Origin of the sequence: Mycobacterium sp. 050128 (assembly GCF_036409155.1) — a bacterium.
In the GTDB taxonomy this organism is placed as follows: domain Bacteria; phylum Actinomycetota; class Actinomycetes; order Mycobacteriales; family Mycobacteriaceae; genus Mycobacterium.
Map to the genome: position 1 here is coordinate 2,721,668 of NZ_JAZGLW010000001.1, position 25,821 is coordinate 2,747,488.

The following is a 25,821-nucleotide window of genomic DNA, read 5'->3' on the forward strand; positions in this document are numbered from 1 at the left end:
CGAAGCTCCGTCGCCAGGACTCGAACCTGAACTATCTGAACCAAAATCAGAGGTGCTGCCGATTACACCACGACGGACTGCGGATCGCGGCCGACGGCGGCTGACCGCCTACCGCGCCACCAAGACTTTAGACGGTGTGGAAGCCATCAGCGGCCCGCAGTCGAACCTGGGCAATTTCACCAGGCCAAACCGATACCCTGAGTGACGTGGCAGCCCCGGACAAAGAAGTGCGCGCGCCACGCGCCCGGATGACCGGCAGCGAGCGCCGACACCAGCTGATCGGCATAGCGCGCTCGCTTTTCGCCGAACGTGGATACGACGGCACCTCGATCGAGGAGATCGCGCAGCGCGCCAACGTGTCCAAGCCGGTCGTCTACGAGCACTTCGGCGGCAAGGAGGGCCTGTACGCCGTCGTTGTCGACCGGGAGATGTCGGCGCTGCTGGACGGGATCACCTCGTCGCTGACCAACAACCGGTCCCGGGTGCGGGTCGAGCGCGTCGCCCTGGCGCTGCTCACCTACGTCGAGGAACGCACCGACGGCTTCCGCATCCTGATCCGCGACTCGCCCGCCGCGATCAGCACCGGCACCTACTCCAGCCTGCTCAACGACGCCGTCGGCCAGGTGTCGTCGATCCTGGCCGGCGACTTCGCCCGCCGCGGCCTGGATCCGGATCTGGCGCCGCTGTACGCGCAGGCGTTGGTGGGTTCGGTGTCGATGACCGCGCAGTGGTGGCTCGACACCCGTGAGCCCAAGAAGGAAGTCGTGGCCGCACACCTGGTCAACCTGATGTGGAACGGCCTGACCCATCTGGAATCCGATCCCCGGCTGCAAGACGAGTAGGGCTTTCGCCGCGCGCGCCTGCGAGGCCAGTCGCCCCCTGGCCCCGCGGGCCCAGTCAGCCGCAGTCGCGTGCGAGCAGGTCGGCGACCGTCTCGCGGCGAACCAGTTGCCGGACCCGACCGTCCTTGACGGCCACCAGCGGCGGCCGGCACACCATGTTGTAGTTCGACGCCATGCTGTGGTGGTAGGCGCCGGTGCACGCCACGGCCAGCAGGTCGCCGGGATGCAGGTCCACCGGCAGCTCCACATCGCGGGCGATCTCGTCGCCGGCCTCGCAGTGCCGGCCGGCGACCGTGACCCGCTGCTTGGGTCCCCCCGAATGGCGGTTCGCCAGCGTGACGGTGTATTGGGCGCCGTACAACAACACCCGCGGGTTGTCGCTCATGCCGCCGTCGACCGCGACGAAGGTGCGCCCACCCGGTTGCGTTTTGACCGAGCACACGCGATACAGCGTCACGCCGGCCCGGCCGCTGATCGCGCGACCGGGTTCCACCACGAGGGTTGGCCGCGGGAAATGCTCGGCGGCGCAGGCCTCATCGAGCGCGTCTTCGAGGACGACGGCCAGGTCGTCGATGTCGAGTTCGCGATCGCCCGGGAGGTAGGGGATCGCATGGCCGCCCCCGATGTTCAGCTCGGTGAGGATGATTCCGTGCCGGGCGCGGATGTCGGCCATGGCGGCGATCATTCGGCGGATGGCCTCGCCGTACAGGGTGGCGTCGGTGACCTGCGAGCCGATATGGCAGTGCAGCCCGACCAGGTCAAGGATCGGATGCGCCAGCACACGCTGGGCCGCGACGTCGGCGCGGTCGCCGTGCAGCGTCAGGCCGAACTTCTGATCGCTGATGCCGGTGGTGACCGCGCGGTGCCCATGGATGTCGATATCCGGGGTCACCCGGATCAGCACCGGCTGGCTCTTGCGGGCGCATCCGGCCAAGTACGCGATCTCGATGCAGGAATCCAGCACGATGCGCCCGACCCCGGCGTGTACCGCCTCCTGCAACTCCTCGGGCGATTTCGCGTTGCCGTGCATGATGATCCGGGCGGGATTCACTCCGCCGGCCAGCGCGACGGCCAGCTCACCGGCCGAGCACACGTCGAGGCCCAGGCCTTCTTCGCGGACCCAGCGTGCTACCGCCGTGGTCAGCAGAGACTTTCCGGCGTAGACGATCTCAGCGATATTGCGGTCGCGCAACGCCTTGCGGTAGCGACGGGCGCGGTAGCGGAAGTCGGTTTCGTCGATCACGTAGGTGGGGGTGTGGAACTCGTCGGCGATATCCGACAGCGTGACGCCGCCGATGCAGAGCCGGCCTTCCTCATCGGAATGCGTAGTGACAGGCCAGATCGCGGGATCCAGCCGTCGGGGCGCCGCCCGACCGATGGAGGGCAGCATGTCGAGCAATGTCATGCCTTCAAGGTGCGCCCGGCCGGCGCCGCATGGCGGAATCCTTACGATGCCTTGACGGCCGCGGGCGCAATATTGACGTTGTTCTGTGCATTTTTCGCCGCACCTAGAATGGGTGCATCATGACCGCACCGGGGCCCGCTCGCCCAGAAACCCCGATCGCGGGGCTCGTTGAATTAGCGCTGACGGCGCCCACTTTCCAGCAGCTGGCCGCGGATGCGGCCGCCGCGCCGGACGAACTGAACCTGGTCGGCCCGGCCAGCGCGCGCCTGTTCGTGGCCAGCGCCCTGGCGCGACGCGGGCCGCTGCTTGTGGTCACCGCCACCGGGCGCGAAGCCGACGATCTGAGCGCCGAACTGCGCGGCGTGTTCGGCGACGCGGTGGCGTTGTTCCCATCCTGGGAAACGCTGCCGCACGAACGCCTTTCGCCGGGCGTCGACACGGTCGGCGCCCGCTTGCTGGTGCTGCGCCGGCTGGCGCATCCCGACGACACCACGCTGGGTCCGCCCCTGCGGGTCGTGGTGACCGCCGCGCGTTCGCTGTTGCAGCCGATGACGCCGCAGCTGGGTCTTGTGGAACCGGTCACATTGCGCGTCGGCGCGGAAGTCGAATTCGAGAGCGTGATCACCCGCCTGGTCGAACTGGCCTATACCCGGGTCGACATGGTCGGCCGGCGCGGTGAATTCGCCGTTCGCGGTGGCATTCTCGACGTCTTCGCGCCCACGGCCGAACACCCGGTGCGCGTCGAGTTCTGGGGCGACGAGGTCAGCGAGATGCGGATGTTCGCGGTCGCCGATCAGCGGTCCATCCCGGAGATCGAGGTCGACACACTCGTCGCGGTCGCCTGCCGCGAATTGCTGCTGACCGACGACGTGAAGGCACGGGCCGCCGAGCTGCTTGCCCGCCATCCCGCGGCCGAGGGCGCGATCAGCGGCACTGTCTCCGACATGCTCGCCAAGCTGTCCGAAGGCATCCCGGTCGACGGGATGGAGGCGCTGGCCTCGGTGCTGCATCCCCCAGAAAAGGGGGCTCACGCGCTGCTGACCGATCAGCTGGCAGAGGGCACCCCGGTGTTGCTGTGCGATCCGGAGAAGGTGCGCAGCCGCGCCGCCGACCTGATCAAAACCGGCCGCGAATTCCTCGAGGCGTCGTGGTCTGTCGCGGCGATGGGCGCGGACGCGCCGGTCGACGTCGAGCAGCTGAGCGGCTCGGGCTTTGCCGAACTGGACGAGGTGCGGGCCGCGGCGGGCCGGGCCGGGCATCCGTGGTGGACGCTGAGTCAGCTGTCCGACGAGTCAGCCGTGGAGCTCGACGTCCGGGCGGCGCCGTCGGCGCGCGGGCACCAGCACGACATCGAGAGCATATTCGCGATGCTGCGAGCGCACGTCTCCACGGGCGGCTACGCCGTGGTCGTCGCGCCCGGGACCGGCACCGCTCATCGCGTGGTGGAGCGGCTGGCCGAGTCCGACACACCAGCCGCGATGCTGGACTGCGGTGCGGCTCCCAAGGCCGGGGTGGTGGGGGTGCTCAAGGGCCCGCTGCACGACGGCCTGATAGTCCCCGGCGCCAACCTCGTGGTCATTACCGAGACCGACCTGACCGGAAACCGGGCGACGTCGCCGGAAGGCAAGCGGCTGGCGGCCAAGCGGCGCAACACCGTCGACCCGCTGGCGCTGACCGCCGGCGATCTGGTGGTGCACGATCAGCACGGCATCGGGCGCTTCGTGGAGATGGTAGAGCGCACCGTCGGCGGCGCCCGGCGCGAGTACCTGGTGCTGGAATACGCCTCCAGCAGGAAGGGGACTGGCACCAAAAATACCGACAAGCTCTATGTCCCGATGGATTCGCTGGATCAACTGTCGCGCTATGTCGGCGGGCAAGCGCCGGCGCTGAGCAAGCTCGGCGGCAGCGACTGGACCAACACCAAGACCAAGGCCCGCCGCGCGGTGCGCGAGATCGCCGGGGAGCTGGTGTCGCTGTACGCCAAGCGGCAGGCCAGCCCCGGCCACGCGTTCGCGCCCGACACCCCGTGGCAGGCCGAGATGGAGGACGCGTTCGGTTTCACCGAGACCGTCGACCAGCTGACGGCGATCACCGAGGTCAAGTCCGACATGGAAAAGCCGATCCCGATGGACCGGGTGATCTGCGGCGACGTCGGCTACGGCAAGACCGAGATCGCGGTGCGCGCGGCATTCAAGGCCGTCCAGGACGGCAAGCAGGTCGCGGTGCTGGTGCCCACCACGCTGCTCGCCGACCAGCATCTGCAGACGTTCAGCGATCGGATGACCGGCTTCCCGGTGACCGTCAAGGGGCTGTCCCGCTTCACCGATCCCACCGAGTCCCGCGCCGTGATCGACGGCCTCGCCGACGGGTCGGTGGACATCGTGATCGGCACGCATCGGCTGCTGCAGACCGGGGTGCGCTGGAAGGACCTGGGCCTGGTCGTGGTCGACGAGGAGCAGCGGTTCGGCGTCGAGCACAAGGAACACATCAAGAGCCTGCGCACCCACGTCGACGTGCTGACCATGAGCGCCACCCCGATCCCGCGCACCCTGGAGATGAGCCTGGCCGGGATTCGTGAGATGTCGACGATCCTGACGCCGCCCGAGGAGCGCTACCCGGTGCTGACCTACGTCGGCCCGGACGACGCCAAACAGGTCGGCGCCGCGTTGCGCCGGGAACTGCTGCGGGACGGGCAGGCCTTCTACGTGCACAACCGGGTCAGCTCGATCGACCGGGCGGCGGCCCGGGTCCGTGAGCTGGTGCCCGAGGCACGGGTCGTCGTCGCGCACGGACAGATGCCCGAAGAACGGCTGGAGCGCACCGTAGAAGGGTTCTGGAATCGCGAATACGACATCCTGGTGTGCACCACGATCATCGAGACCGGCCTGGACATCTCCAACGCCAACACGCTGATCGTCGAGCGCGCCGACACCTTCGGGTTGTCCCAGCTGCACCAGCTGCGCGGCCGGGTGGGCCGTAGCCGGGAACGGGGATACGCCTACTTCCTCTATCCGCCCGAGGTGCCGCTGACCGAGACGGCCTACGACCGGCTGGCGACCATCGCGCAGAACAACGAGCTGGGAGCGGGCATGATGGTCGCGCTGAAGGACCTGGAAATCCGCGGCGCCGGCAACGTGCTGGGCGTTGAGCAGTCCGGGCACGTCGCCGGGGTCGGCTTCGACCTGTATGTGCGGCTGGTGGGTGAGGCCGTCGAGGCCTACAAGGCCGCCGCCGACGGTGACATGGTGACCACACCCGAGGAACCCAAGGATGTCCGCATCGACCTGCCGGTGGACGCGCACCTGCCGCCGGACTACATCGCCAGTGACCGGCTGCGGCTGGAGGGCTACCGCCGCCTGGCCGCCGCGCCCGACGACGCGGCCGTCGACGCCGTCGTCGAGGAGCTGACCGACCGGTATGGCGCGCTGCCCGAACCGGCCCTGCGGCTGGTGGCGGTGGCGCGGTTGCGGCTGCTGTGCCGGGCTTCGGGCATCACCGAGGTATCGGCCCCATCTGGGGCGACGGTGCGGCTGTCGCCGATCACGCTGCTAGATTCTGCCCAGGTGCGGCTCAAGCGGATGTATCCGGCCGCCAACTACCGCGCCACCACGTCCACGGTGCAGGTTCCGATTCCGCGAGCCGGCGGCGTGGGCGCGCCGCGGCTTCGCGATGTCGAGTTGGTGCAGATGGTGGCCAACTTGGTGACCGCCCTGCAAGGGAAACCGCAGCAAGAAATTGGTATAACGAGTTCGTCACCTGCGCCGATAACCGGGGAGGAGCGACAGGCGCGATGATCCGCGCCGGTGACGATGCAGTGGGGGCACCGCCCGCTAGCGGGGGACGAAGCGATGAGGAGGAACGGCGCACATGATCGTCGTGTTGTTCGACCCCCGTCGGCCATCGCTGGTGCCCGTCGAGGCGATCGAGCACCTGACCGGTGAGATCCAGTACACCGAGGAGATGCCCGTCGCGGTGCCCTGGTCGCTGTCCTCCGCGCGTCCGGTGGACACCGGGGGCCCCGATGATCCAGCGCCGGTGTTGCTGTCGTCGGACCCCGACCACCCCGCCGTGACCGCGCGGCTGGCCGCCGGCGCCCGGCTGATCTCGGCGCCGGACACGCCGCGCGGTGAACGTCTCGTCGACGCCGTCGCGATGATGGACAAACTGCGCACCGCCGGGCCGTGGGAAAGCGAGCAAACCCACGACTCGCTGCGCCGGTTCCTGCTCGAGGAGACTTACGAGCTGCTGGACGCGGTCCGCAGCGGCAACGCCGAGGCACTGTGCGAAGAGCTTGGCGATGTGTTGCTGCAGGTGCTCTTCCACGCCCGCATCGCTGAGGAGGCGCGGCAGTTCCCGTTCGACATCGACGACGTTGCCACCACGCTGATGCGAAAGCTGGGTAACCGCGTGCCGGGAGTTCTTGCAGGCCAATCGATTTCGCTCGAAGAACAACTGGCCCAATGGGAAGAGCGCAAAGCCGCTGAAAAACCCCGCAATTCGGTGATGGACGACGTCCATACCGGCCAGCCGGCGTTAGCGCTGGCGCAGAAGGTGATTCAGCGCGCGCATGCCGCCGGCCTGCCCGCCGATCTGATTCCCGCCGAGATCACCTCCATCTCGGTGTCGACGGATACCGACGCCGAAAGTGGGCTGCGCACAGCAGTTTTGGAATTCGTGGACATGGTCCGCGCGGTCGAGCGCTCGCTCGCCGCCACGCGCCGCGGGGACAGCGTGCCCGAAGAGTTCGACGTGGCCCCGCTGGGCGAGGTCACCGAGGCGGAGTGGCGCGAGCATTGGCCATCCGAGCTGACCGATGACCTCGAGCCCGAGGCGGCGGACGAGGCCGACGAGGCGGACGAGGACTTCGAGGACGAAGACGTCGACGCGAATTCGGACGACGACGAGGACGACGAGTCCGAAGACGAGTCCGACGAAGCCGATGGGCGCCAGGACGCCCAGACAGACGGCGAGACCGACAAGGGATCCAAGAAGTCCGGCAAAGGCACCAAGCGGAGCCGAGACCGAGGCTGATGCCGGTTGAAATCGCGCGCGCAGATTTGCCGACCAGCGATCGCCGCGATGTTTGCCGTTTTCCGTGGCCACGACGGGTAATGTGGCTTGTGAGTTGGTGAATCCCAGTGGTCGGCATTGTTCGCGCTTTGCTAGCCACGGCAAGCGGCAGCTAAGCGACAAATTGGCTGAAACCGCGTTTGCCGGCTCAATGCGACCGGTTACGGCGAAGGGTCATGGGACGATAATCAGTGGGTGACGTTGGTGTAGGGGAAGTTAAGGGGAACGTGGTGTCGCCGAGGCGTTGGTTGCGGGCGGCCGCCGTGATAGGCGCGACCGCGATGCTCATGGCCTCCAGCTGCACCTGGCAACTCAGCCTCTTCATTCCCGCCGGCGTGCCGCCGCCATTCGGGGATCCGGTGCCCGCGGTGAACACTCATGCCAGCGGTCGGCCCGCAGACCAGTTGCGGGACTGGGCGCGGCCCCGCGCCGCGGCCCTGGAGATCCCGCTCATCGCGTTGGAGGCCTACGCGTACGCGGCCCGGGTCGCCGAGGTCGAAAACCCGAAGTGTCACATCGCGTGGACCACGCTGGCCGGCATCGGGCAGGTCGAGAGCCACCACGGCACCTATCGCGGCGCCACCCTGTCGCCCAACGGGGATGTGAATCCACCCATCCGGGGTGTCCAGCTGGACGGCAGCGGCGGCAACCTGCGCATTGTCGATGCCGCGCAGGACACCACGGACAGCCAGCCCGCGATAGCCCGCGCGATGGGGCCGATGCAGTTCATTCCGGAGACCTGGCGGTTGTACGGGGTCGACGCCCACAACGACGGCCGGCTGAGCCCGGACAACATCGACGACGCCGCCCTCGCGGCAGCTGGGTACTTATGTTGGCGCGGAAAGGATCTCGCGACGGCCCGCGGATGGGTCACCGCGCTGCGCGCCTACAACAACTCCGGCGTCTACGCGCGTGCCGTCCGGGACTGGGCGACCGCCTATGCGGCGGGTCACCCGCTGTAGAAGGATGAATCACCGACCCAGGCTTTAGGCTGAAGGCCGGCCCGGGGCAGGCATCAGCTAATGGACACGTTCAGGCAAGGAGATCCTAGTGCCGATTATCGAGCAGGTCGGGGCCCGCGAGATCCTCGATTCCCGAGGTAACCCGACCGTCGAGGTCGAGGTAGCCCTGATCGATGGAACCTTTGCCCGCGCGGCGGTGCCTTCCGGCGCGTCGACGGGCGAGCATGAGGCCGTCGAGTTGCGCGACGGCGGTGAGCGCTACGGCGGCAAGGGTGTGGACAAAGCCGTGCAGGCCGTGCTCGACGAGATCGGCCCGGCCGTGATCGGCCTGGCCGCCGACGACCAGCGGCTGGTCGACCAGGCGCTGGTGGATCTGGACGGCACCCCGGACAAGTCCCGGCTCGGCGCCAACTCGATCCTGGGTGTGTCGCTGGCCGTCGCCAAGGCCGCCGCCGACTCGGCCGAGCTGCCGCTGTTCCGCTACCTCGGCGGCCCGAACGCGCACATCCTGCCGGTGCCGATGATGAACATCCTCAACGGTGGCGCCCACGCCGATACCGGGGTCGATGTCCAGGAGTTCATGGTCGCGCCGATCGGTGCGCCGAGTTTCAAGGAGGCGCTGCGCTGGGGCGCCGAGGTGTATCACTCGCTGAAGTCGGTGCTGAAGAAGCAGGGCCTGAGCACCGGGCTGGGTGACGAGGGCGGTTTCGCGCCCGACGTCGCGGGCACCAAGGCGGCGCTCGACCTGATCCTGTCGGCGATCGAAGCGACCGGGTTCAAGGCGGGATCCGACGTGGCCTTGGCGCTCGATGTGGCGGCCACCGAATTCTTCACTGACGGTGCGGGTTACAGCTTCGAGAAAGAGACCCGCAGCGCCGAGCAGATGTCCGAGTTTTACGCGAGCCTGCTCGACAGCTACCCCCTGGTTTCCCTCGAGGATCCGCTTTCCGAGGACGACTGGGACGGATGGGTGGCGTTGACGACGGCCATCGGCGACCGCGTCCAGATCGTCGGAGACGACCTGTTCGTCACCAACCCGGAGCGCCTCGAAGAAGGCATTGAACGCGGCGCCGGCAACGCGCTGCTGGTCAAGGTGAACCAGATCGGCACGCTGACCGAGACGCTGGACGCCGTCGCGCTGGCCCACCACAGCGGGTATCGCACGATGATGAGCCACCGCAGCGGCGAAACCGAGGACACCACGATCGCCGACCTGGCGGTGGCCGTCGGCAGCGGGCAGATCAAGACCGGCGCGCCGGCCCGCAGCGAGCGGGTCGCCAAATACAACCAGCTGCTGCGCATCGAGGAAGCCCTCGGCGACGCCGCCCGCTACGCCGGCGACCTGGCCTTCCCGCGCTACGTACTGGATGTGAAATAGCTTGACCGTCAACGGCAAACACGGCTAGGCGTCCGATGCCCGACGCGAAACGGCCAGACCCGAAGCGCCGCTCCCCGGCATCGCGCCCGGGGAAAGCCGGCGATTCGGTCCGGCGGGGTCGGGCCGCCAAACCGTCGTCCAAGCCGTCGTCGCGAACGTCGAAACTCGCGCAGAACGCCGCCGCTGCCCGGGCGACGGCCGAGCACATCGTCGAACCCATCAAGCGTCAGATCGCCGAGTCCGTCGAGCAACGATCCGAGCAGCGGCTCGGTTTCACCGCCCGGCGCGCGGCGGTGCTGGCCGCCGTGGTCTGCGTGCTGACGTTGACAATCGCGGGACCGGTGCGCACCTATTTCGCGCAGCGCACCGAGATGGCTCAGCTGAACGCCAGTGAAGCGGCGCTGCGCCGTCAGATCGCCGACCTCGAACAAAAGAAGGTCAAGCTCGGCGATCCGGCCTATATCGCGGCGCAGGCCCGCGAGCGCCTGGGGTTTGTGATGCCGGGGGACACACCGTTCCAGGTCCAGCTGCCGCCCGGCGCGGCGGCGTCCCCTCAGCCGGGCGCCGAGACGGCGAAGACGTCGAGCAATGCGCCGTGGTACTCCTCGTTGTGGCACACCATCGCCGACGCGCCGCACCTGCCACCGGCCAACGCGCCGGCGCCGGCGCCATCCGAACCCGGCCAGCCCGCGCCGGCGCCGCAATCACCGAAGCCCACGACTCCCGGTGGTTGATCGTGCCGACCTGGAAGCGGTGGCACGCCAACTCGGTCGCGAGCCGCGCGGCGTGCTGGAGATCGCCTACCGATGCCCCAGCGGCGAGCCCGGTGTGGTGAAGACCGCGCCGAAACTTCCTGACGGAACACCGTTTCCGACGTTGTATTACCTGACGCATCCCGCGCTCACCGCCGCCGCGAGCAGGCTGGAGACCACTGGACTGATGCGGGATATGACCGAGCGGCTGGGCACGAACCCAGAATTGGCCGCCACGTATCGGCGGGCGCACGAGTCGTATCTGGCCGAGCGCGACGCGATCGAACCACTCGGGACGACCTTCTCCGGCGGCGGTATGCCGGACCGGGTCAAATGCCTGCACGTGCTGATCGCGCATTCGCTGGCCAAGGGACCCGGAGTCAATCCGCTCGGCGACGAGGCGGTCGCGTTGCTGGCCGCCGAGCCGGCCATGGCCACGATCCTGGACGGTGCGTTGTGGCGCTGAGAGCCGCCGGTGTCGACTGCGGCACCAACTCGATTCGGTTGCTGATCGCCGACGTCTCCGACGGGCAGCTGCGTGACGTGCACCGCGAGACCCGGATCGTGCGCTTGGGTCAGGGCGTCGACGCCACGGGCCAGTTCGCCCCGGAGGCGATCGAGCGGGCCAGGGTCGCGCTCGTCGACTATGCGGAGCTGATGAAAGCCCATGGCGTCGAGCGGGTTCGGATGGTTGCCACCTCGGCCGCTCGCGATGTCAGCAACCGCGACGACTTCTTCGCGATGACCGCCGACGTGCTGGGTCGGGTGCTGCCCGGCACGGTCGCCGAGGTGATCACCGGAGCCGAAGAGGCCGAGTTGTCGTTCCGCGGCGCGGTCGGTGAATTAGACAGCGCCCGTGGGCCTTTCGTCGTCGTTGATCTCGGCGGTGGCTCGACAGAGATCGTGCTGGGCGCAGACCGGGTGATCGCGAGCTACTCGGCCGATATCGGCTGTGTCCGGCTGACCGAACGCTGCCTGCACTCGGACCCGCCGACGGCTGAGGAAGTGGATGCGGCGCGCGCGTTCGTGCGCGAGCGGCTGGGGCCCGCGCTGCGGTCCGTACCCGTCGAGGGAGCCCGGACCTGGGTCGGGCTGGCCGGTACGATGACCACGCTGTCGGCGCTGGCACACAACATGACGACGTATGATGCTGCGGCCATTCATCTTTCGCGGGTCTCCGGCGATGACTTGATGTCGGTGTGCGAGAGGCTGATCGGCATGACACGAGCGCAGCGCGTCGCGCTGCCGCCGATGCACGAGGGCCGCGCCGATGTGATCGGTGGCGGCGCGATCGTGGTGCAGGAGCTGGCCCGTGAGTTGCGCGCCCGGGCCGGCATCGACGAGTTGACCGTCAGCGAACACGACATCCTCGACGGCATCGTGCTGTCGATCGCGTAGTAGCTGCCGACTAACGTCTTTCAGTGTGCGCCCACGGTGGCTCCGCCCGGCGTGCCGCCGCCCTGGGCGCGCACTTGATGCCCTGGGCGCGCACTCAGGCCTCGAAGCGGTAGCCCATGCCGGATTCGGTCAGCAGGTGCTTGGGATGCGACGGGTCGTCTTCGAGTTTGCGCCGCAACTGAGCGAGATACACACGCAGGTAATGGGTTTCGGTAGCGTACGCTGGCCCCCACACCTCTTTGAGCAATTCCTCGCGGCCGACCAGCTTCCCGCGATTGCGTACCAGCACCTCGAGCATGCCCCATTCGGTCGGGGTGAGGTGCACCTCGGCGCCGCTCTTGGTGACCTTCTTGGCGGCCAGGTCGACGGTGAACGCGTCGGTTTCCACCACCGGCTCGTCCAACTCGGACGCCGCGGCATTGCGGCGCACCGCTGCCCGCAGCCGAGCCAGAAACTCGTCCATCCCAAAGGGTTTCGTGACGTAGTCGTCAGCCCCGGCGTCCAGCGCCTCGACCTTGTCGGAAGAATCGGTGCGCGCGGACAACACGATCACCGGTACCGTCAGCCACCCGCGCAGACCGGCGAGCACCTCGATGCCCGAGATATCAGGCAGGCCGAGATCGAGGATCACCACGTCGGGTTTGTGTTCGGCCGCGGCGCGCAGGGCGCCGGCACCGGTCGCCGCGGTGACGACCTCGTAGCCGCGCACCGACAAGTTGATGCGCAGCGCGCGCAAGATGTGCGGCTCGTCGTCGATCACCAAGACTCTGGTCATCGGACACCAATCGGTTGCGGCGGTGCGGCCAATTCTACGACGACGGTGAGTCCACCCCCAGGAGTGTCGCCGGCCGCGATGCTGCCTCCCATGGCTTCCACGAAGCCGCGGGCCACCGACATACCCAGTCCCACACCGGTGGTGTTGTCGTGATCGCCCAGCCGCTGGAATGCCTCGAAGATCTGATCTTCGGCCCCATGCGGGATTCCGGGGCCTTCGTCGATCACATTGATCAGCACCCGATCGCCGACCCGCCCGGCGTTGACCCGAACCACGCAGTTGGGTGCGTAACGCAGCGCGTTATCGATCAGGTTGGCAAGCACCCGTTCCAGCAGCCCGGGATCGGCCATCGCCACCGCATCGCCCACGTCGACCTTGACGCGGTCGATCGCGGATCGGTAGAAGCCGGTGGCGCCCTTGCCGATACTGACCAGCGCACGCTGTACGGATTCCTCAAGATAGACCGTGCGCAGGTCCGGGCAGACCACGCCCGCTGCCAGACGCGAAGAATCAAGCAGGTTTCCGACCAACGCGGTCAGCTGATCGATGGATTCCTCGATGGTGGCCAGCAATTCGGCGGTGTCCTCGGCGGAGAACGCGACGTCTTCGGCGCGCAGACTGGACACCGCGACCTTGGCCGCCGCCAGCGGTGTGCGCAAGTCATGGCTGACCGCGGAGAGCAACGAGCGCCGCAGCTCGTCGGCACGCACGACCGCCTCGGTTCGGCTGGCCTCCTCGGCCAGCTCGCCCTGACGGATCAGGCCGGCGGCCTGCTTGGCCACCGCCGTCAGCACCCTGCGGTCGCGGGCGGACAGCTTGCGTCCCGCCATCAACATCCAGAATTCGTCGTCACCGACCTCGATCGCGGTATCCGCGGAATCGACCGTCACACAAGGATCTTTGCCCACGCAGGCGACGATGTAGCTCTTCTTGCCGGCGGCGCGGGCTTCCTCGCTGGGCTCGCGCAGCATGCTCACCGCGCGCTGGGTGTAGGTTTCGCGCACCCGTTCCAGCAGCGTCTCGAGGTCCGCGCCGCGCAGCACCGAACCCGCGAACAGCGTCAGCAGCTCGGCCTCTTGAGCCGCCAGTCGGGCTTCGCGGGTGCGTTTGGCGGCGAAGTCGACGAGCACCGCGACCGCGACAGCGATCAGCAACAGCACCAATTCGGTGATGGCACTGTTGGGTTCGGCGATCGTGAAACTGTGCCGCGGAGCAATCAGAAAGTAATTCAGCAGCAGTCCGGACAGCACCGCCGAAAGAGCCGCCGGGGCAACACCTCCCAGCAAGCCGACCAGCAAGACTCCGACGAAGAACAGCGCGCTTTCCCCGCCGGTGTCCAGATAGGGGTCCAGCATCGTCACCGTGACGGCGCAAATGAGCGACGGCACGATGATTGCGGCCAGCCAGGATACGATGCGTCGCTCACGAGGGGCAAACGACGTGAAATGAAAACCCCGCTTGGATTCGTCGTGGGTGACGATGTGCACGTCGATCTTGCCCGACTGCTGGACGACGGTCGTGCCGATACCCTCCTCGAAGATGCGGGCCCATCGGGACCGTCGCGAGGTGCCGATCACCAACTGAGTGGCGTTCATCTCGCGGGCGAAATCCAATAGCGCCGTGGGGACGTCGTCACCGATCACGGTGTGCACCGACGCGTCCAGACTGTTGGCCAGTTCGCGGATCTTGTGCATCCGGGTCTCGGACAGGCCGGCCAGCCCGTCGCCCCGGATAACATGCACAACCATCAACTCGGCGCTGGATTTCGACGCGATGCGAGAAGCTCGCCGAACCAACGTTTCCGATTCCGGACCACCGGTGACCGCCACCACGACGCGCTCGCGTGCCTCCCACATATCGGTGATCTTGTTCTCCGCGCGGTACTTTGCCAGGGCGGTATCCACCTGGTCGGCCAGCCACAACAGCGCTAATTCCCTTAGGGCCGTGAGATTTCCGCGGCGAAAGTAGTTCGACAGCGCGGCGTCGATACGTTCAGGGGCATAGACATTGCCATGGGAAAGCCTGCGCCGCAGCGCCTCCGGCGTGATATCGATGAGCTCGACCTGCGCGGCCTCGCGGACGATCGAATCCGGGATCGTCTCCTTCTGTTCGATACCGGTGATCTGGGCGACGACGTCGTTGAGGCTTTCCAGGTGCTGAATATTGACCGTGGAGATCACGCTGATCCCGGCGTCGAGAAGTTCCTCGACGTCCTGCCAACGTTTCTGGTTCTTGCTGCCCGGTGTATTGGTGTGGGCGAGTTCGTCGACCAGCACGACCTGCGGATGACGTGCCAGCACGGTGGGCACGTCGAGTTCGGGGAAGGTGCTGTCCCGGTATTCGATGTACCGCGGCGGGATGGTTTCGATGCCTTCGATCATCTCCGCCGTCTTGCGGCGGCCATGGGTCTCCACCACGGCGGCAACCAGATCGGTGCCGCGTTCCAGCCGTCGGTGTGCCTCGCCGAGCATCGCGTACGTCTTGCCGACACCCGGTGCGGCACCGAGGTAAATGCGCAGCTCGCCCCGCTTGGGATGGTGGTCTTTGAGGGAGACGTCGCTCACGTCAACCATCATCCCCCTAAGCCGCTAGCTCGATACCGGATATTTGCGGTCGAGTTGGAGGTTGAGCTGCAACACGTTCACCGTGGGCTCTCCGAAGAATCCAAGGTCGCGGCCGCTGCGGTACTGGGCCAGGATCGATTTGATCTGATCGGGGCTGACATGGCGAGTCCTGGCCACCCGGGCGACCTGGATGTCGGCGTAGGCCGGCGAGATGTCTGGGTCGAGCCCACTACCGCTGGCGGTGACCGCATCGGCGGGTACGGAAGGGTTGGCGGGTGCGGCCCCACGGATGGGCACGATCTGCCCGAGCGAGTAGTCCTCGCCGTACTTCGCGCACTGCACCCGCACGCCCTGGTAGCTGGTGAGGAACGGCGTCTGCGTCGTCTGGCACGGCTCGTTGACGCTGATTACTTGGGTGGGGTGAATGACGTTTCCGCGTGCGTCGCGGGAGCCGATCACGGAGAGCACCGCGCCCACACCACCGCCGGTGCAGAACGGACGCGAACCGTCCACACCCTCCAGCTGGCCCACGGTTGCGCTACGCGTGCACACCTGTGTCAGCAGGCTCGGCTTGAAGCCCGCGTCCGAGGCGGACTTCCCCGCCGCCAATTGCGCTGGGTCGGCCGGTGTGTCGACGATGCTTTCCGGCCCGAGGTTGCTCGCGCTCGTCGACGTCGGGTCGTACCCGGTGCCGGCCGCCGACGGTCGGCTCTGGAAGTACTGCGGCAGTGCGTTGCCGTCCTTGTCGGTGAACAGCTGACCGATCAGCCGGCTGCCGATCGGCTTGCCGTTCACGGTGAGAATCGATCCCTCTGCCTTGTCATGCAATCCGGGGATCTGCGCGACCAGCCAGATGAACAGGGGATAAGCCAAGCCGGTGATCACGGTCAGCACCAGCAGTGCACGGAAGGCTGCCCAGTGCACGCGGACGAAATTTGAAAACTTCATGTCAGGACATCCCGGGGACGAATTGGATAACGAGGTCTATCAGCTTGATCCCGACGAACGGGGCGACGATTCCGCCGAGCCCGTAGATATAGAGGTTGCGGCTCAACAGCTTTGACGCGCTGCTTGGCGTGTAGCGCACACCCCGCAGCGACAGCGGGATCAGCGCCACGATCACGACCGCATTGAAAATCACCGCGGACAGGATCGCCGACTGCGGGCTGTGCAGCCGCATGATGTTGATCAGATCTAGACCGGGAAACAGCGCGACGAACATGGCCGGGATGATCGCGAAGTACTTCGCGATGTCGTTGGCGATTGAGAACGTCGTCAACGCGCCGCGAGTGATCAGCAACTGCTTACCGATCTCGACGATCTCAATGAGTTTCGTTGGGTCTGAGTCAAGATCGACCATGTTGCCGGCCTCTTTGGCGGCCGAGGTGCCGGTGTTCATCGCCACGCCCACGTCGGCCTGGGCCAGCGCCGGGGCGTCATTGGTGCCGTCACCGGTCATCGCGACCAGTTTGCCGCCGGCTTGTTCGCGTTTGATCAGCGCCAGTTTGTCCTCGGGCGTGGCTTCGGCGAGGAAGTCGTCGACGCCGGCCTCGTCTGCAATCGCCTTGGCGGTCAACGGGTTGTCGCCGGTGATCATCACCGTTCGGATTCCCATCTTCCGCATCTCGTCGAAGCGATCCCGCATGCCTTGCTTGACAACGTCTTTGAGGTGGATGACTCCCAGCACTGCGGCCTCGCCGTCGCGGATCTCACCGACGACTAAGGGGGTGCCGCCGCTGGCGGAGATCCCGTCAACGATCTCGCCGAGCTGGTGCGACACCGTGCCGCCTTGATTGCGCACCCATTCCGAGACCGAGCTGGCCGCGCCCTTGCGCAATTGGTGCCCGTCGAGGTTGACACCCGACATCCGGGTTGTCGCTGAGAATTCCACCCAGTGAGCATGGGTCAGCTCGCCCGGAGTGCGCGCGCGCAGCCCGAAGTGCTGTTTGGCGAACACGACGACCGAGCGACCTTCCGGTGTTTCGTCGGCCAGGCTGGACAACTGCGCGGCATCGGCCAGCTGCTCATTGGTGACGCCGTCGAGGGGGATGAAGGCAGCTGCTTGGCGATTGCCTAAGGTGATGGTGCCTGTCTTGTCGAGCAGCAGGGTGTTCACGTCGCCCGCAGCTTCCACCGCGCGGCCGGACATGGCCAACACGTTGCGCTGAACCAGCCGGTCCATGCCGGCGATGCCGATGGCGGACAGAAGTGCGCCGATTGTCGTGGGTATCAGACAAACCAATAGCGATACCATCACGATCCCGGTAACGCCATTTGTGTTGAGCGCCTCGGTATTTGGGACGCCGGGGTTGTTCATCTTGGAGTAGATCGCGAGCGGTTGCAGGGTCGCGACGGCAAAGACGAAGATGATCGTCAACGCGGCAAGCAGGATGTTCAGGGCGATCTCATTGGGGGTTTTCTGCCGGTTGGCGCCCTCGACGAGCGCGATCATCCGGTCGATGAAGCTTTCCCCAGGCTTTTGGGTGATTTTCACGACGATCCGGTCGCTCAGCACGGTGGTGCCACCGGTGACCGCCGAACGGTCGCCCCCGGACTCCCGGATCACGGGCGCCGACTCACCGGTGATCGCCGATTCGTCCACCGAGGCAATGCCTTCCACGACGTCGCCGTCGCCCGGTATGACTTGGCCGGCCTCGATCACGACGACATCGCCCTGTTGCAGCAGCGGTGCGGCGATCTCTTCCTCGACTCCAGGCGTGCCGGCTTCCCAATTCTTCAGCCGCCGGGCCATCGTCTGGGTTTTTGCTCGGCGCAGCGTTTCGGCCTGAGCCTTACCGCGTCCTTCGGCCACCGCTTCCGCGACATTGGCGAAAAACACGGTCAGCCATAGCCAGACCACGGTTAACCAGGCAAACCAGGTCGGGCTGATGATCGCCAACACGGTGCTCCAGGCGGCGCCGATTTCGACGATGAACATCACCGGGTTGCGCCACAGCGTGCGCGGGTCGAGTTTGCGCAACGCATCCGGCGTTGACTTCCACAACATCTTCGGGTCGAGAAGGCCGCCCTGCACCCGTTTTTTGTTGGGCGAGGGCGAGGGCTGCGTCGGCGCAGCCGAATCGACGGTCGCGGTCATCAATGGATTCCTTCAGCGAGAGGCCCGAGCGCGAGCATGGGCAGGAAAGTGAGGGCAACAAGGATCAACGTGACGCCGGCGACCATGCCGACGAACTGTGGCCGGTGGGTGGGAAGCGTTCCCGCCGATTCCGGCGTCATACCCTGCTTGGCCAGCGAGCCGGCCAGCGCGAGCACCAGCACGATCGGCAGGAACCTGCCAAAGACCATCGCCAGTCCCAGCGCGGTGTTCCACCAGTCGGTGTTGACGCTGATCCCGGCGAATGCCGAGCCGTTGTTATTCGCCGCAGAGGTGAACGCGTACAACACCTCCGAGAGCCCGTGCGGGCCGGTGTTCAGCATTGCGGCCCGCTCGCCCGGCAGCGCCATCGCAATCGCCGTGCCGGTCAACACGATCAGCGGCGTGACCAGGAAATAGCTTGCGGCGAGTTTGATTTCGCGCGGGTTGATCTTCTTGCCGAGGTATTCCGGAGTGCGCCCGACCATCAGCCCGGCGACGAAGACGGTGATTACCGCGAGGATCAGCATGCCGTACAGGCCGGAGCCGGTGCCACCGGGGGCGACCTCGCCGAGCTGCATGTCGAACATCGTGATCATCCCGCCGAGGCTGGTGTAGGAGTCGTGAAACGAGTCGACGGCACCGGTTGACGTGAGCGTCGTGGAGCTCGCGAACACCGCCGAATTGGCGACGCCGAAGCGCTGTTCGATGCCTTCCATCGCCGCACCGATCGAAGTCGGCGCCGTGCCGTGGTGCTGCAGCTGAAACCACATCATGAAGGTCACGCTGATCGCGTACAGCGACGCCATGACCGAGGCGATCGCGTAGCCCTGTTTCGTGCTGCCCACCATGCGCCCGAAAGTGCGTGGCAGCGAGAAGCTGATCACCAGCAGCAGGAAGATCTCGAACCAGTTGGTCCACGCCGTGGGGTTCTCGAACGGGTGCGAGGAGTTCGCGTTGTAGAAGCCGCCGCCGTTGGTGCCGAGTTCCTTGATGGCTTCCTGGCTGGCGACCGGACCGCCGGTGATGGTCTGTGGGGTACCGGCAAGTGTGTTGACAACCTGGTCGTTGAGGTGGAAGTTCTGGATCGCCCCGCCCGCGATCAAGACGATCGCCGCGATGACCGCGATCGGGAGCAGGATGCGCAGCGTGCCGCGGACCAGGTCGACCCAGAAGTTTCCCAGATCACCGGTGCGCCTACGGGCGAAGCCGCGCACCAGCGCAACCGCTACTGCAATGCCCACGGCGGCCGAGACGAAGTTCTGCACCGCCAGTCCCGCCATTTGCACCAGATGGCCCTGTGTTGATTCGCCGGAGTAGGCCTGCCAGTTGGTGTTGGTGACGAAGCTGACGGCGGTGTTCCAGGCCAGCGCCGGCGTCATCTTGGTAGCCGGATCATGTAGGTGCAAAGGCAATTTGTCCTGCACGAGCTGGAACACGAACAAGAAGAGGATGCTGATCGACGAGAATGCCAAGACGCTTCGGGCGTAGGCGCCCCAGGTCTGCTCGGAGCGTGAGTCGACGCCGATCAGCCGGTAGATCACCCGCTCGACGGAGGAGTCCTTCTCCGCTGAGTAGACCCGATACATGTAGTCGCCCAACGGCACATGCACCGCAACCAGGGCCGCGACGAGTGCGATGAGAAAGATGATTCCCGCGGTCGTTGTGCTCACTAGAACCTCTCCGGGAACAGCAGGGCGCATCCGAGAAACAGAGCGAGAACGATGGAAAGTACTAGACCGACGACGTTTTCGTAGTTCACAGCCGCTCGACCAACTTCTGCACCAGGCCTAGCACGGCGAACACCGCCACCGTGAGCACGACGAATGCCAACACGCCCATCTTGTCTCCGTTCCGCGCCGAACGCGTGCATACGAAAGGACCCCATCGAGTCAGCCACACCGCAGTCCTCGGAGGCAAGGTCAGCTTGAAGTTAATCGGGACCAGTCCGATAGGGCCTTTGGTTGATGCTTTCCTAACGGCGCCGCAGTGCACCTTTGCGGTTTCTTTACGCCAGTATGTTCGAACCGGAGGCTCTGTTCCGGCGTGTGATCGCTTCCCCTCGAGCTCGGTGAACCTCTCTCCGCTCGACAGCCGTCATACCGAACCGCGCGGTCGGGTTCACCGTAACCAATCACGAGTCGCGACAAAGTTTTTCGTGAAGGGCGAGCAACGCGACGTAACGGCGTTCGACGTCAGCGCGGTCAGACTGTTCGGAAACCGATTCCACGTTCGAACGCTGAATCATGGCCGCCTGATCGGTCAGGACTTGGGCGCGCTGCGGGTCGGTCGTTTGCTCCATGATCGTCGTTAACGCATCGAGCTGACGGACCATCACCGCCGGCATGCCGCGGCCGGCCTGCCGGATCTTCTCGAACGATCGTTGCACCAGCCGCTCGTAGCTGACTTGATCGGAGATGACACGAATGACTCCGCGGCGGTCGCGATGAACTTGAGTTGGCGCCCATATCGGGGCAATTTTGCACAGGCAGTCGCCGAGCCAGTCGATGCATGTGAGTGCGGTGAAGGTGTCGTTGACGGCCGGAGATAGTGCTCGAATCGCGATTTCGACGAGCTGGTCGACGCCGAAGGCGACATCCTGTGTCAGGGTGCGATGCGGTCCGGTTGCCTGAGCCCGCGCCAGGTAGTCGGCCACCCGCTCGGCGGCGGTCTCGGGCCACACGCTGGCCAGCTCGCGGCCTTCGACCAAAAAGTGCCCCGGGCGATAAGGCAGCCGGATCACCGCGTCGGCCTGGGCGGCGACGCGGACCAGCGTCTGATGCCGGATGAATTGCAGGTAACCGCTTTTGGGAGTGGGTATGACGGTGCCGGCGGTTTCAATTCTGGTGAGTAGCTCGTCGAGCGTAGGACCTAGCGCAGGGTCTCGGGTCGCGAATTCCGGTTGGTCTTCACTCTGTACCGCCACGGCTCGGGCCAGATCTCTGGCGATGCCGGCAATCACCTGGGGCAGCTGGATTTGGGTGGCGATGTGGTGAATGAAGTAGATCAGGACCATGACATCGATGAGAACCAGGCCGAAAGCAGTCGTAATCGAGATGTGGGGCACGAAGTCGCCGTGATCTCCGGGTCCGATCGACACCAGCGTCACAATGCAATACACGAACGTCGCCACGAATGCGCCCAGCGTGAGCTGGGTGCCGCGGTCGCGGATGAAGTTTCGTAACATCCGCGGACCGAACTGCGTCGACGCGAGCGTCAAGGTCACGATGGTGATTGAAAAAACGATGCCGACGACGGTGATCACCGAGGCCGCAATAGAGGTCAATATCTGACGCGCTGCGTCGGCGGTGCCGCTGATCACCCATCCCGGCGGCCGGATTTCACCCTGATACGTGGCCCGGTCCAACCACAGCGTCAGGGCGAAAAGACCGAGCGCCCCGAGAATCACGATCGCCGGAACCAACCACAAATTGGTGCGCAGTTCTTCTCGACGCCACTCCGGCCATACCAGACGGGGGCTCAGCATCACATCAGCACAGCCGCTGGCGAACGCGCACCAAAGCGTTCTATCACGGCGGTTATCTAACTGACCAGCCCCGATAAGCGCAAGTTCCCGTGGGCAGTGCGGGCCGGGTTCACCGGTTGAAAAAGTTCCGTAAAGGTTTGGACAGCCGTCGTATGGATGCTGTTTGGACCAAAGCGGGCTTTGGGTCGAAGGCGTAAATCTGGCTTCATGCACGACACGCGCGACCGAGTCGCTCAACCCGCCATGGCCCCGCCGACCCGCGTGCAACCTTCGGCGCGGGGACGGTGGTCGCAACTGCTTGACGGCGCCCACCCGTGGGGATCATTTGTCGCCACGGTCGGACGATATGGGGTGCAACGCTTTCAGTTGGTCGTCTATCCGCCCGGAAGCAGCGTCGCCGATCGGCAATTGGCGCGGCTATGGCGGGGATGGCCGATAAGTGGCGCTGCCCTCGGGTTGATCGCGATGGTGGTGCTCGGCGAGGTGGCGGCCTCGCCCGACACCGTGCTGGCGTTCGCCGTCGCCTGCTACATAACCATCGGCGCTCTGCTTTTCCTGACGGCCGGGCCCACTCGCGTGCAGGTCAGGTCTGTGTCGATCGCCCTGATGCCCCAAGCCGCCGACGATGGCGAACTAGGTAGGTACGTCGAAGGTCTGAGCTTGGCGACCATGTTGACCCGCGCCGACCGGTTGCTCAAGGCGGGTGCGATCTCGTCGGGCGAGCATGAGGGGATTTGGCGGGAAGCCTACGAGCGTCTCGCAGCGATCCAAGTCTGAGGTGCGATCCCGCCGCGGGCTAAGCGCTCGGACCGTCGATCATCGGCAGCCGCACCCGGAAGACCGTTCGGCCGTGGGCGGATTCGGCACTGACCGAGCCGTGATGGGCTTTAACGATCGAACTCACGATGGCCAGGCCCAGTCCGATGCCCGACCCGTCGGATCGGGAGGTGTTCGCGCGGACGAATCGCTCGAAGAGCCGGGGGAGCAGATCCGCGTCGATGCCGGGACCGTTATCGGCAACGGTGAGCTCGGCATGGGGTGCGCCGGAATCGCCGCGGTGGCAGGTGATTGCGGTGGTGACCGTGACGCCGGGCGGCGTGTGCAGGCGGGCGTTGCTGTGCAGATTGCTGACGGCTTGATGCAGCCGGGCATGGTCGCCGCGCACCCAGACCGGGCCCTCGGGCAGGTCTTTGAGCCAGGTGTGCGTCGGCGCCGCGACCGCGGCGTCGTTCACCGCGTTGACGACCAGTTCGGCAAGGTCCACGTCTTCGCTCTGCAGGTCCTCACCCTCGCCCAGGCGTGAGAGCAGCAGCAGCTCCTCGACGAGCAGGGACATCCGCTGTGCCTCGGACTCGATGCGCGCCAGCGCGTACTCGGTGGTCGGCGGTAGCGCCGAACTGTCCTGGCGGGTCAGCTCCGCGTAGCCCTGAATCGCCGCCAGCGGCGTTCTCAGCTCGTGGCTGGCGTCGGTGAGGAATTGCCGCATCCGCAGGTCGGAGTCGACGCGATGCGCCAGCGCGCTATCCACGTTGTCCAGCAACCGGTTCAGTGTGTGCCCGACGATGCCGACCTCGTTGTCGGGATCGGTGTCTTCCTGTCGGACCCGCACGCTGATCCGGTGGTCGTCGCCGGTGAGCGGCATTGCGGCGACTTCCGCGGCGGTCGCCGCGACCCGGCGCAGCGGACGAAGTGTGTAGCCGACCACCCAGATGGTGAGCCCGGCGGTGATCACCAGGGCGGCCGCGATCAGCAGGCTGGTGGTGATGTATTTGCGGGCCATGATCTGGTCGGCCAGCTTCACCGACATCCCAACGATCAGCAGATCGGATCCCTCGCGCCGGCTATCGACGCGGTAGGCGCCCAGGCTGCCGAGCCGTACGGTCCTGGGCGGCGAGTCGGTCCAGGACAGCGATTCGATCGCGTGAATCACGTCGGGCGGGGCGGGTTTTGGCTCATCCTCGGAAAACACCGCCGAGCCGATCACGGTGCCGTTGTGCACCACGGCGATCAGGTTGCCCGGTGTTTGTCCGGTGAATTCCAGCATCGCCTGGTCCACCGGCGGAGTGCGGCGGTGCGCCGAGGTGTGCTCGCCGTTTCGGTATCGGGTGTAGGAGTTGCTCAGCGCATCGAGCGACTCGGCGACGTCGGCGTCGCTGATCGCGGTGACGTAGCCGCGCAGGCTGAGCACCGAGACCACGCCGACAGACACCAAAACCACTGTGACAACGGCTAATACACCTATCAGTAATTGGCGGCGCAGCGACCGGGGCAACCAGAAAGGGGTATTGCGCTGGCCCGTCATTCCAGGGGTCGCAGCATGTATCCAACACCTCGCACGGTGTGGATCATCGGCTCGCGGCCGGAGTCGATCTTCTTTCGCAGATACGAGATGTAGAGGTCGACGATGCTGGTGCGCCCCGCGAAGTCGTAGTTCCAGACGCGGTCCAGGATTTCGGTGCGGCTCAGCGCGCGGCGCGGATTGCGCATCAGGAAGCGCAGCAATTCGAACTCGGTCGACGACAGCGATATCGGCGTGCCGTCGCGGGTGACTTCGCGGCTGGCGGTGTCCAGCCGAAGATCGCCGACCTTGAGCGCTTCGGCGGCCGGCGGGGACAGCTGGCTCGACCGGCGCAGCAACCCGCGTAGACGTGCGACCAGTTCCTCGAGGCTGAACGGCTTGGTCATGTAGTCGTCGGCGCCCGCGGTGAGGCCGGTAACCCGGTCCATGACCGAATCGCGCGCGGTCAAGAACAGCGTGGGGGTGTAGACGTCGGATTCGCGGATCCGCTGCAGAATGCGCAGGCCATCCATGTCCGGAAGCATGATGTCGAGGACGAGCACATCCGGCGTCACCCGGTCGAACTTGGCCAGTGCTTCACGTCCGTTGTGGGCGATCTCCACCACCCAGCCCTCGTAGTGCAGGGCCATCTTGACGAGGTTGGTGAGTGCCGGCTCGTCGTCCACCAGCAAAACCCGGATCGGTGAACCGTCAGCACGATAGATCCTCGGCAGCTGTCCAAGGATGGCTTGACGCGGGCGCTGGCTACCCGTGTACCCGGACGTTACGGCGGTCATGTCCTTGAATTCTCGCAAAGCGCATAAGCGCTTGTCACGGAGTTCATAGACTTCTCAAATCTTACGAAGTCCCGAATCGAGTGCGGCGCGGACGTCGCGTCAGACGACGCTGTGCCCCAACGAATTTCGTTGACGCGATCACACGGGCCGTCTAACCCGGTGGCAAAGCACACGGAGCGGGGCGCTGGGGTCAGTCCTTCGAAGAGGGTGCCGCACATGCACCGGGGCCGCACACCGATTGGTGTGCGGCCCCGGGTGAAGCGAAGGGTGTCAGGCCCAGCTGGACCCGACGGCGCTGTCGGTGCTGGCCATGTTGTTGCCCGCGGTCTGCACCTTCTGCCCGTGCTGGTTGGCCTGCTCGTAGATCACCTGGAAGTTGCGACCCAACTGGGTGATGAACTCCTGGCACGCCACCGAACCGGCGCCACCCCAGAAGTCACCGGCCGCCAGCACATCGCGAACGATGGCCTGGTGCTCGGCCTCCAACGAAGCGGCCTGCGCGCGGATCAACGCACCGTGCGCGTCCACGTCTCCGAACTGGTAATTGATCGACATTGTCTATCCTCCTGAATGAAAAGTTTTGGGATCCAGTGGTTTTCGCGGCTAGTGGCCGAGGGCCTGCTGCGAGGCCTGCTCTTGCGTCTCGTAGTTGTTAGCGTCGCGGATCAGTCCGTCACGCACACCGTGGAGCATGTTGACAATGTTGTTGAACGCCTGGTTCATCTGACCCATCGTGTCGTACGACGTGGCCTGGGCCTGACCGCTCCAGCCCGCACCGGCGATGTTCATCGACGACGCCCACATCTTGCGCGCCTCATCCGACACCGTCTGCGCGTGCATCTCAAAACGGCCCGCCATCGCACGCATCGCGTGCGGGTCGGTCATAAAACGTGTTGCCATGTTGCCTTTCTCCTTTTTTTCGGGTGATGCCTTCGGTAGGTGGAAGTCTTGGCGCGGTGGTAGCCGCGCAGCGGATAGATTACGGCGTAGCGGTTAACTGCCAGCCTCGAGCGAGTTAC

Annotated in this window: 20 protein-coding genes, 1 tRNA gene and 2 pseudogenes; 10 read left to right on the forward strand and 13 right to left on the reverse strand. The window is 66.0% G+C overall.

The window, feature by feature from the left end:
* Window positions 1-5 precede the first annotated feature (5 nt).
* Window positions 6-77, reverse strand: a tRNA-Gln gene (locus SKC41_RS13190).
* 171 nt (window positions 78-248) lie between these two features.
* Here SKC41_RS13190 and SKC41_RS13195 point away from each other — a divergent pair.
* A complete protein-coding gene (locus SKC41_RS13195) occupies window positions 249-842 on the forward strand; it encodes a TetR/AcrR family transcriptional regulator (protein WP_036472997.1) in 594 nt (197 codons plus the stop codon).
* A 55-nt stretch (window positions 843-897) separates the two neighbouring features.
* Here the strand turns inward: SKC41_RS13195 and lysA are convergent, their stop codons facing one another.
* Entirely contained in the window at window positions 898-2,247 is a 1,350-nt protein-coding gene (lysA, locus tag SKC41_RS13200; protein ID WP_330977989.1) for a diaminopimelate decarboxylase, read from the reverse strand.
* A gap of 119 nt (window positions 2,248-2,366) precedes the next feature.
* Here lysA and mfd point away from each other — a divergent pair, with 119 nt between their 5' ends.
* The 8 genes and pseudogenes from mfd to SKC41_RS13240 all read left to right on the forward strand — a co-directional run bounded on the left by mfd (window position 2,367) and on the right by SKC41_RS13240 (window position 11,807).
* A complete protein-coding gene (gene mfd, locus SKC41_RS13205) occupies window positions 2,367-6,041 on the forward strand; it encodes a transcription-repair coupling factor (RefSeq protein ID WP_330977990.1) in 3,675 nt (1,224 codons plus the stop codon).
* Between the two features lie 2 nt (window positions 6,042-6,043).
* A pseudogene (locus tag SKC41_RS13210) lies at window positions 6,044-6,118 on the forward strand (16S rRNA (guanine(966)-N(2))-methyltransferase RsmD); the annotation flags it as partial.
* A pseudogene (locus SKC41_RS13215) lies at window positions 6,115-7,106 on the forward strand (nucleoside triphosphate pyrophosphohydrolase); the annotation flags it as partial. The pseudogenes SKC41_RS13210 and SKC41_RS13215, both read left to right, overlap by 4 nt.
* 441 nt (window positions 7,107-7,547) lie before the next feature.
* The gene (locus SKC41_RS13220; protein ID WP_330977991.1) at window positions 7,548-8,279 is read left to right on the forward strand and encodes a lytic transglycosylase domain-containing protein; all 732 of its coding nucleotides are present in this window, start codon (window positions 7,548-7,550) and stop codon (window positions 8,277-8,279) included.
* Window positions 8,280-8,367: 88 nt separating this feature from the next.
* Window positions 8,368-9,657 (forward strand): phosphopyruvate hydratase, encoded by a 1,290-nt coding sequence (gene eno, locus SKC41_RS13225; protein WP_330977992.1) that lies wholly within the window; start codon window positions 8,368-8,370, stop codon window positions 9,655-9,657.
* Between the two features lie 35 nt (window positions 9,658-9,692).
* A complete protein-coding gene (locus tag SKC41_RS13230; RefSeq protein WP_330977993.1) occupies window positions 9,693-10,391 on the forward strand; it encodes an FtsB family cell division protein in 699 nt (232 codons plus the stop codon).
* Window positions 10,384-10,875: a DUF501 domain-containing protein gene (locus SKC41_RS13235; RefSeq protein ID WP_330977994.1), complete on the forward strand. Its 492-nt coding sequence runs from the start codon at window positions 10,384-10,386 to the stop codon at window positions 10,873-10,875. The genes SKC41_RS13230 and SKC41_RS13235 overlap by 8 nt, the downstream gene beginning before the upstream one ends.
* Window positions 10,866-11,807 (forward strand): Ppx/GppA phosphatase family protein, encoded by a 942-nt coding sequence (locus tag SKC41_RS13240; RefSeq protein WP_330977995.1) that lies wholly within the window; start codon window positions 10,866-10,868, stop codon window positions 11,805-11,807. Before SKC41_RS13235 ends, SKC41_RS13240 begins: the two co-directional genes overlap by 10 nt.
* A gap of 94 nt (window positions 11,808-11,901) precedes the next feature.
* Here the strand turns inward: SKC41_RS13240 and SKC41_RS13245 are convergent, their stop codons facing one another.
* The 7 genes from SKC41_RS13245 to SKC41_RS13275 all read right to left on the reverse strand — a co-directional run bounded on the left by SKC41_RS13245 (window position 11,902) and on the right by SKC41_RS13275 (window position 21,727).
* A complete protein-coding gene (locus SKC41_RS13245) occupies window positions 11,902-12,582 on the reverse strand; it encodes a response regulator (protein ID WP_090605850.1) in 681 nt (226 codons plus the stop codon).
* Entirely contained in the window at window positions 12,579-15,158 is a 2,580-nt protein-coding gene (locus tag SKC41_RS13250) for a sensor histidine kinase KdpD (protein ID WP_330977996.1), read from the reverse strand. Before SKC41_RS13250 ends, SKC41_RS13245 begins: the two co-directional genes overlap by 4 nt.
* A gap of 12 nt (window positions 15,159-15,170) precedes the next feature.
* Window positions 15,171-16,094, reverse strand: coding sequence for a potassium-transporting ATPase subunit C (locus SKC41_RS13255; protein ID WP_330977997.1), 924 nt, complete (start codon window positions 16,092-16,094; stop codon window positions 15,171-15,173).
* A gap of 1 nt (window position 16,095) precedes the next feature.
* Window positions 16,096-18,243 carry a potassium-transporting ATPase subunit KdpB gene (kdpB, locus tag SKC41_RS13260; protein WP_330977998.1) on the reverse strand — a complete coding sequence of 716 codons (2,148 nt, stop codon included), beginning with the start codon at window positions 18,241-18,243 and terminating at the stop codon, window positions 16,096-16,098.
* The gene (gene kdpA / locus SKC41_RS13265; protein ID WP_330977999.1) at window positions 18,243-19,913 is read right to left on the reverse strand and encodes a potassium-transporting ATPase subunit KdpA; all 1,671 of its coding nucleotides are present in this window, start codon (window positions 19,911-19,913) and stop codon (window positions 18,243-18,245) included. Before kdpA ends, kdpB begins: the two co-directional genes overlap by 1 nt.
* A gap of 85 nt (window positions 19,914-19,998) precedes the next feature.
* Window positions 19,999-20,142, reverse strand: coding sequence for a hypothetical protein (locus SKC41_RS13270; RefSeq protein WP_175364301.1), 144 nt, complete (start codon window positions 20,140-20,142; stop codon window positions 19,999-20,001).
* A gap of 232 nt (window positions 20,143-20,374) precedes the next feature.
* Window positions 20,375-21,727, reverse strand: a complete 1,353-nt coding sequence (locus SKC41_RS13275) for a DUF2254 domain-containing protein (RefSeq protein ID WP_330978000.1) — start codon at window positions 21,725-21,727, stop codon at window positions 20,375-20,377.
* Between the two features lie 207 nt (window positions 21,728-21,934).
* On the opposite strand from SKC41_RS13275, the gene SKC41_RS13280 reads away from it, so the two are divergent.
* A complete protein-coding gene (locus SKC41_RS13280; RefSeq protein ID WP_330978001.1) occupies window positions 21,935-22,504 on the forward strand; it encodes a DUF6611 family protein in 570 nt (189 codons plus the stop codon).
* 19 nt (window positions 22,505-22,523) lie between these two features.
* Here the strand turns inward: SKC41_RS13280 and SKC41_RS13285 are convergent, their stop codons facing one another.
* The 4 genes from SKC41_RS13285 to SKC41_RS13300 form a co-directional block, all read right to left on the reverse strand.
* Entirely contained in the window at window positions 22,524-24,029 is a 1,506-nt protein-coding gene (locus SKC41_RS13285; RefSeq protein WP_330978002.1) for a sensor histidine kinase, read from the reverse strand.
* Window positions 24,026-24,802 (reverse strand): response regulator transcription factor, encoded by a 777-nt coding sequence (locus tag SKC41_RS13290; RefSeq protein ID WP_330978003.1) that lies wholly within the window; start codon window positions 24,800-24,802, stop codon window positions 24,026-24,028. The genes SKC41_RS13285 and SKC41_RS13290 overlap by 4 nt, the downstream gene beginning before the upstream one ends.
* A 270-nt stretch (window positions 24,803-25,072) precedes the next feature.
* A complete protein-coding gene (locus SKC41_RS13295; protein WP_036469090.1) occupies window positions 25,073-25,357 on the reverse strand; it encodes a WXG100 family type VII secretion target in 285 nt (94 codons plus the stop codon).
* Window positions 25,358-25,405: 48 nt separating this feature from the next.
* Window positions 25,406-25,702: a WXG100 family type VII secretion target gene (locus SKC41_RS13300; protein ID WP_090602180.1), complete on the reverse strand. Its 297-nt coding sequence runs from the start codon at window positions 25,700-25,702 to the stop codon at window positions 25,406-25,408.
* Between the last annotated feature and the right edge of the window lie 119 nt (window positions 25,703-25,821).

Coding starts and splice junctions, on each gene's coding strand:
- SKC41_RS13195 (WP_036472997.1), top strand. CDS start 249: ATGACCGGCAGCGAGCGCCGACACCAGCTGATCGGCATAGCGCGCTCG.
- lysA (WP_330977989.1), bottom strand. CDS start 2,247: ATGACATTGCTCGACATGCTGCCCTCCATCGGTCGGGCGGCGCCCCGA.
- mfd (WP_330977990.1), top strand. CDS start 2,367: ATGACCGCACCGGGGCCCGCTCGCCCAGAAACCCCGATCGCGGGGCTC.
- SKC41_RS13230 (WP_330977993.1), top strand. CDS start 9,693: ATGCCCGACGCGAAACGGCCAGACCCGAAGCGCCGCTCCCCGGCATCG.
- SKC41_RS13245 (WP_090605850.1), bottom strand. CDS start 12,582: ATGACCAGAGTCTTGGTGATCGACGACGAGCCGCACATCTTGCGCGCG.
- SKC41_RS13250 (WP_330977996.1), bottom strand. CDS start 15,158: ATGATGGTTGACGTGAGCGACGTCTCCCTCAAAGACCACCATCCCAAG.
- SKC41_RS13255 (WP_330977997.1), bottom strand. CDS start 16,094: ATGAAGTTTTCAAATTTCGTCCGCGTGCACTGGGCAGCCTTCCGTGCA.
- kdpB (WP_330977998.1), bottom strand. CDS start 18,243: ATGACCGCGACCGTCGATTCGGCTGCGCCGACGCAGCCCTCGCCCTCG.
- SKC41_RS13275 (WP_330978000.1), bottom strand. CDS start 21,727: ATGCTGAGCCCCCGTCTGGTATGGCCGGAGTGGCGTCGAGAAGAACTG.
- SKC41_RS13280 (WP_330978001.1), top strand. CDS start 21,935: ATGCACGACACGCGCGACCGAGTCGCTCAACCCGCCATGGCCCCGCCG.
- SKC41_RS13285 (WP_330978002.1), bottom strand. CDS start 24,029: ATGACGGGCCAGCGCAATACCCCTTTCTGGTTGCCCCGGTCGCTGCGC.
- SKC41_RS13290 (WP_330978003.1), bottom strand. CDS start 24,802: ATGACCGCCGTAACGTCCGGGTACACGGGTAGCCAGCGCCCGCGTCAA.
- SKC41_RS13295 (WP_036469090.1), bottom strand. CDS start 25,357: ATGTCGATCAATTACCAGTTCGGAGACGTGGACGCGCACGGTGCGTTG.
- SKC41_RS13300 (WP_090602180.1), bottom strand. CDS start 25,702: ATGGCAACACGTTTTATGACCGACCCGCACGCGATGCGTGCGATGGCG.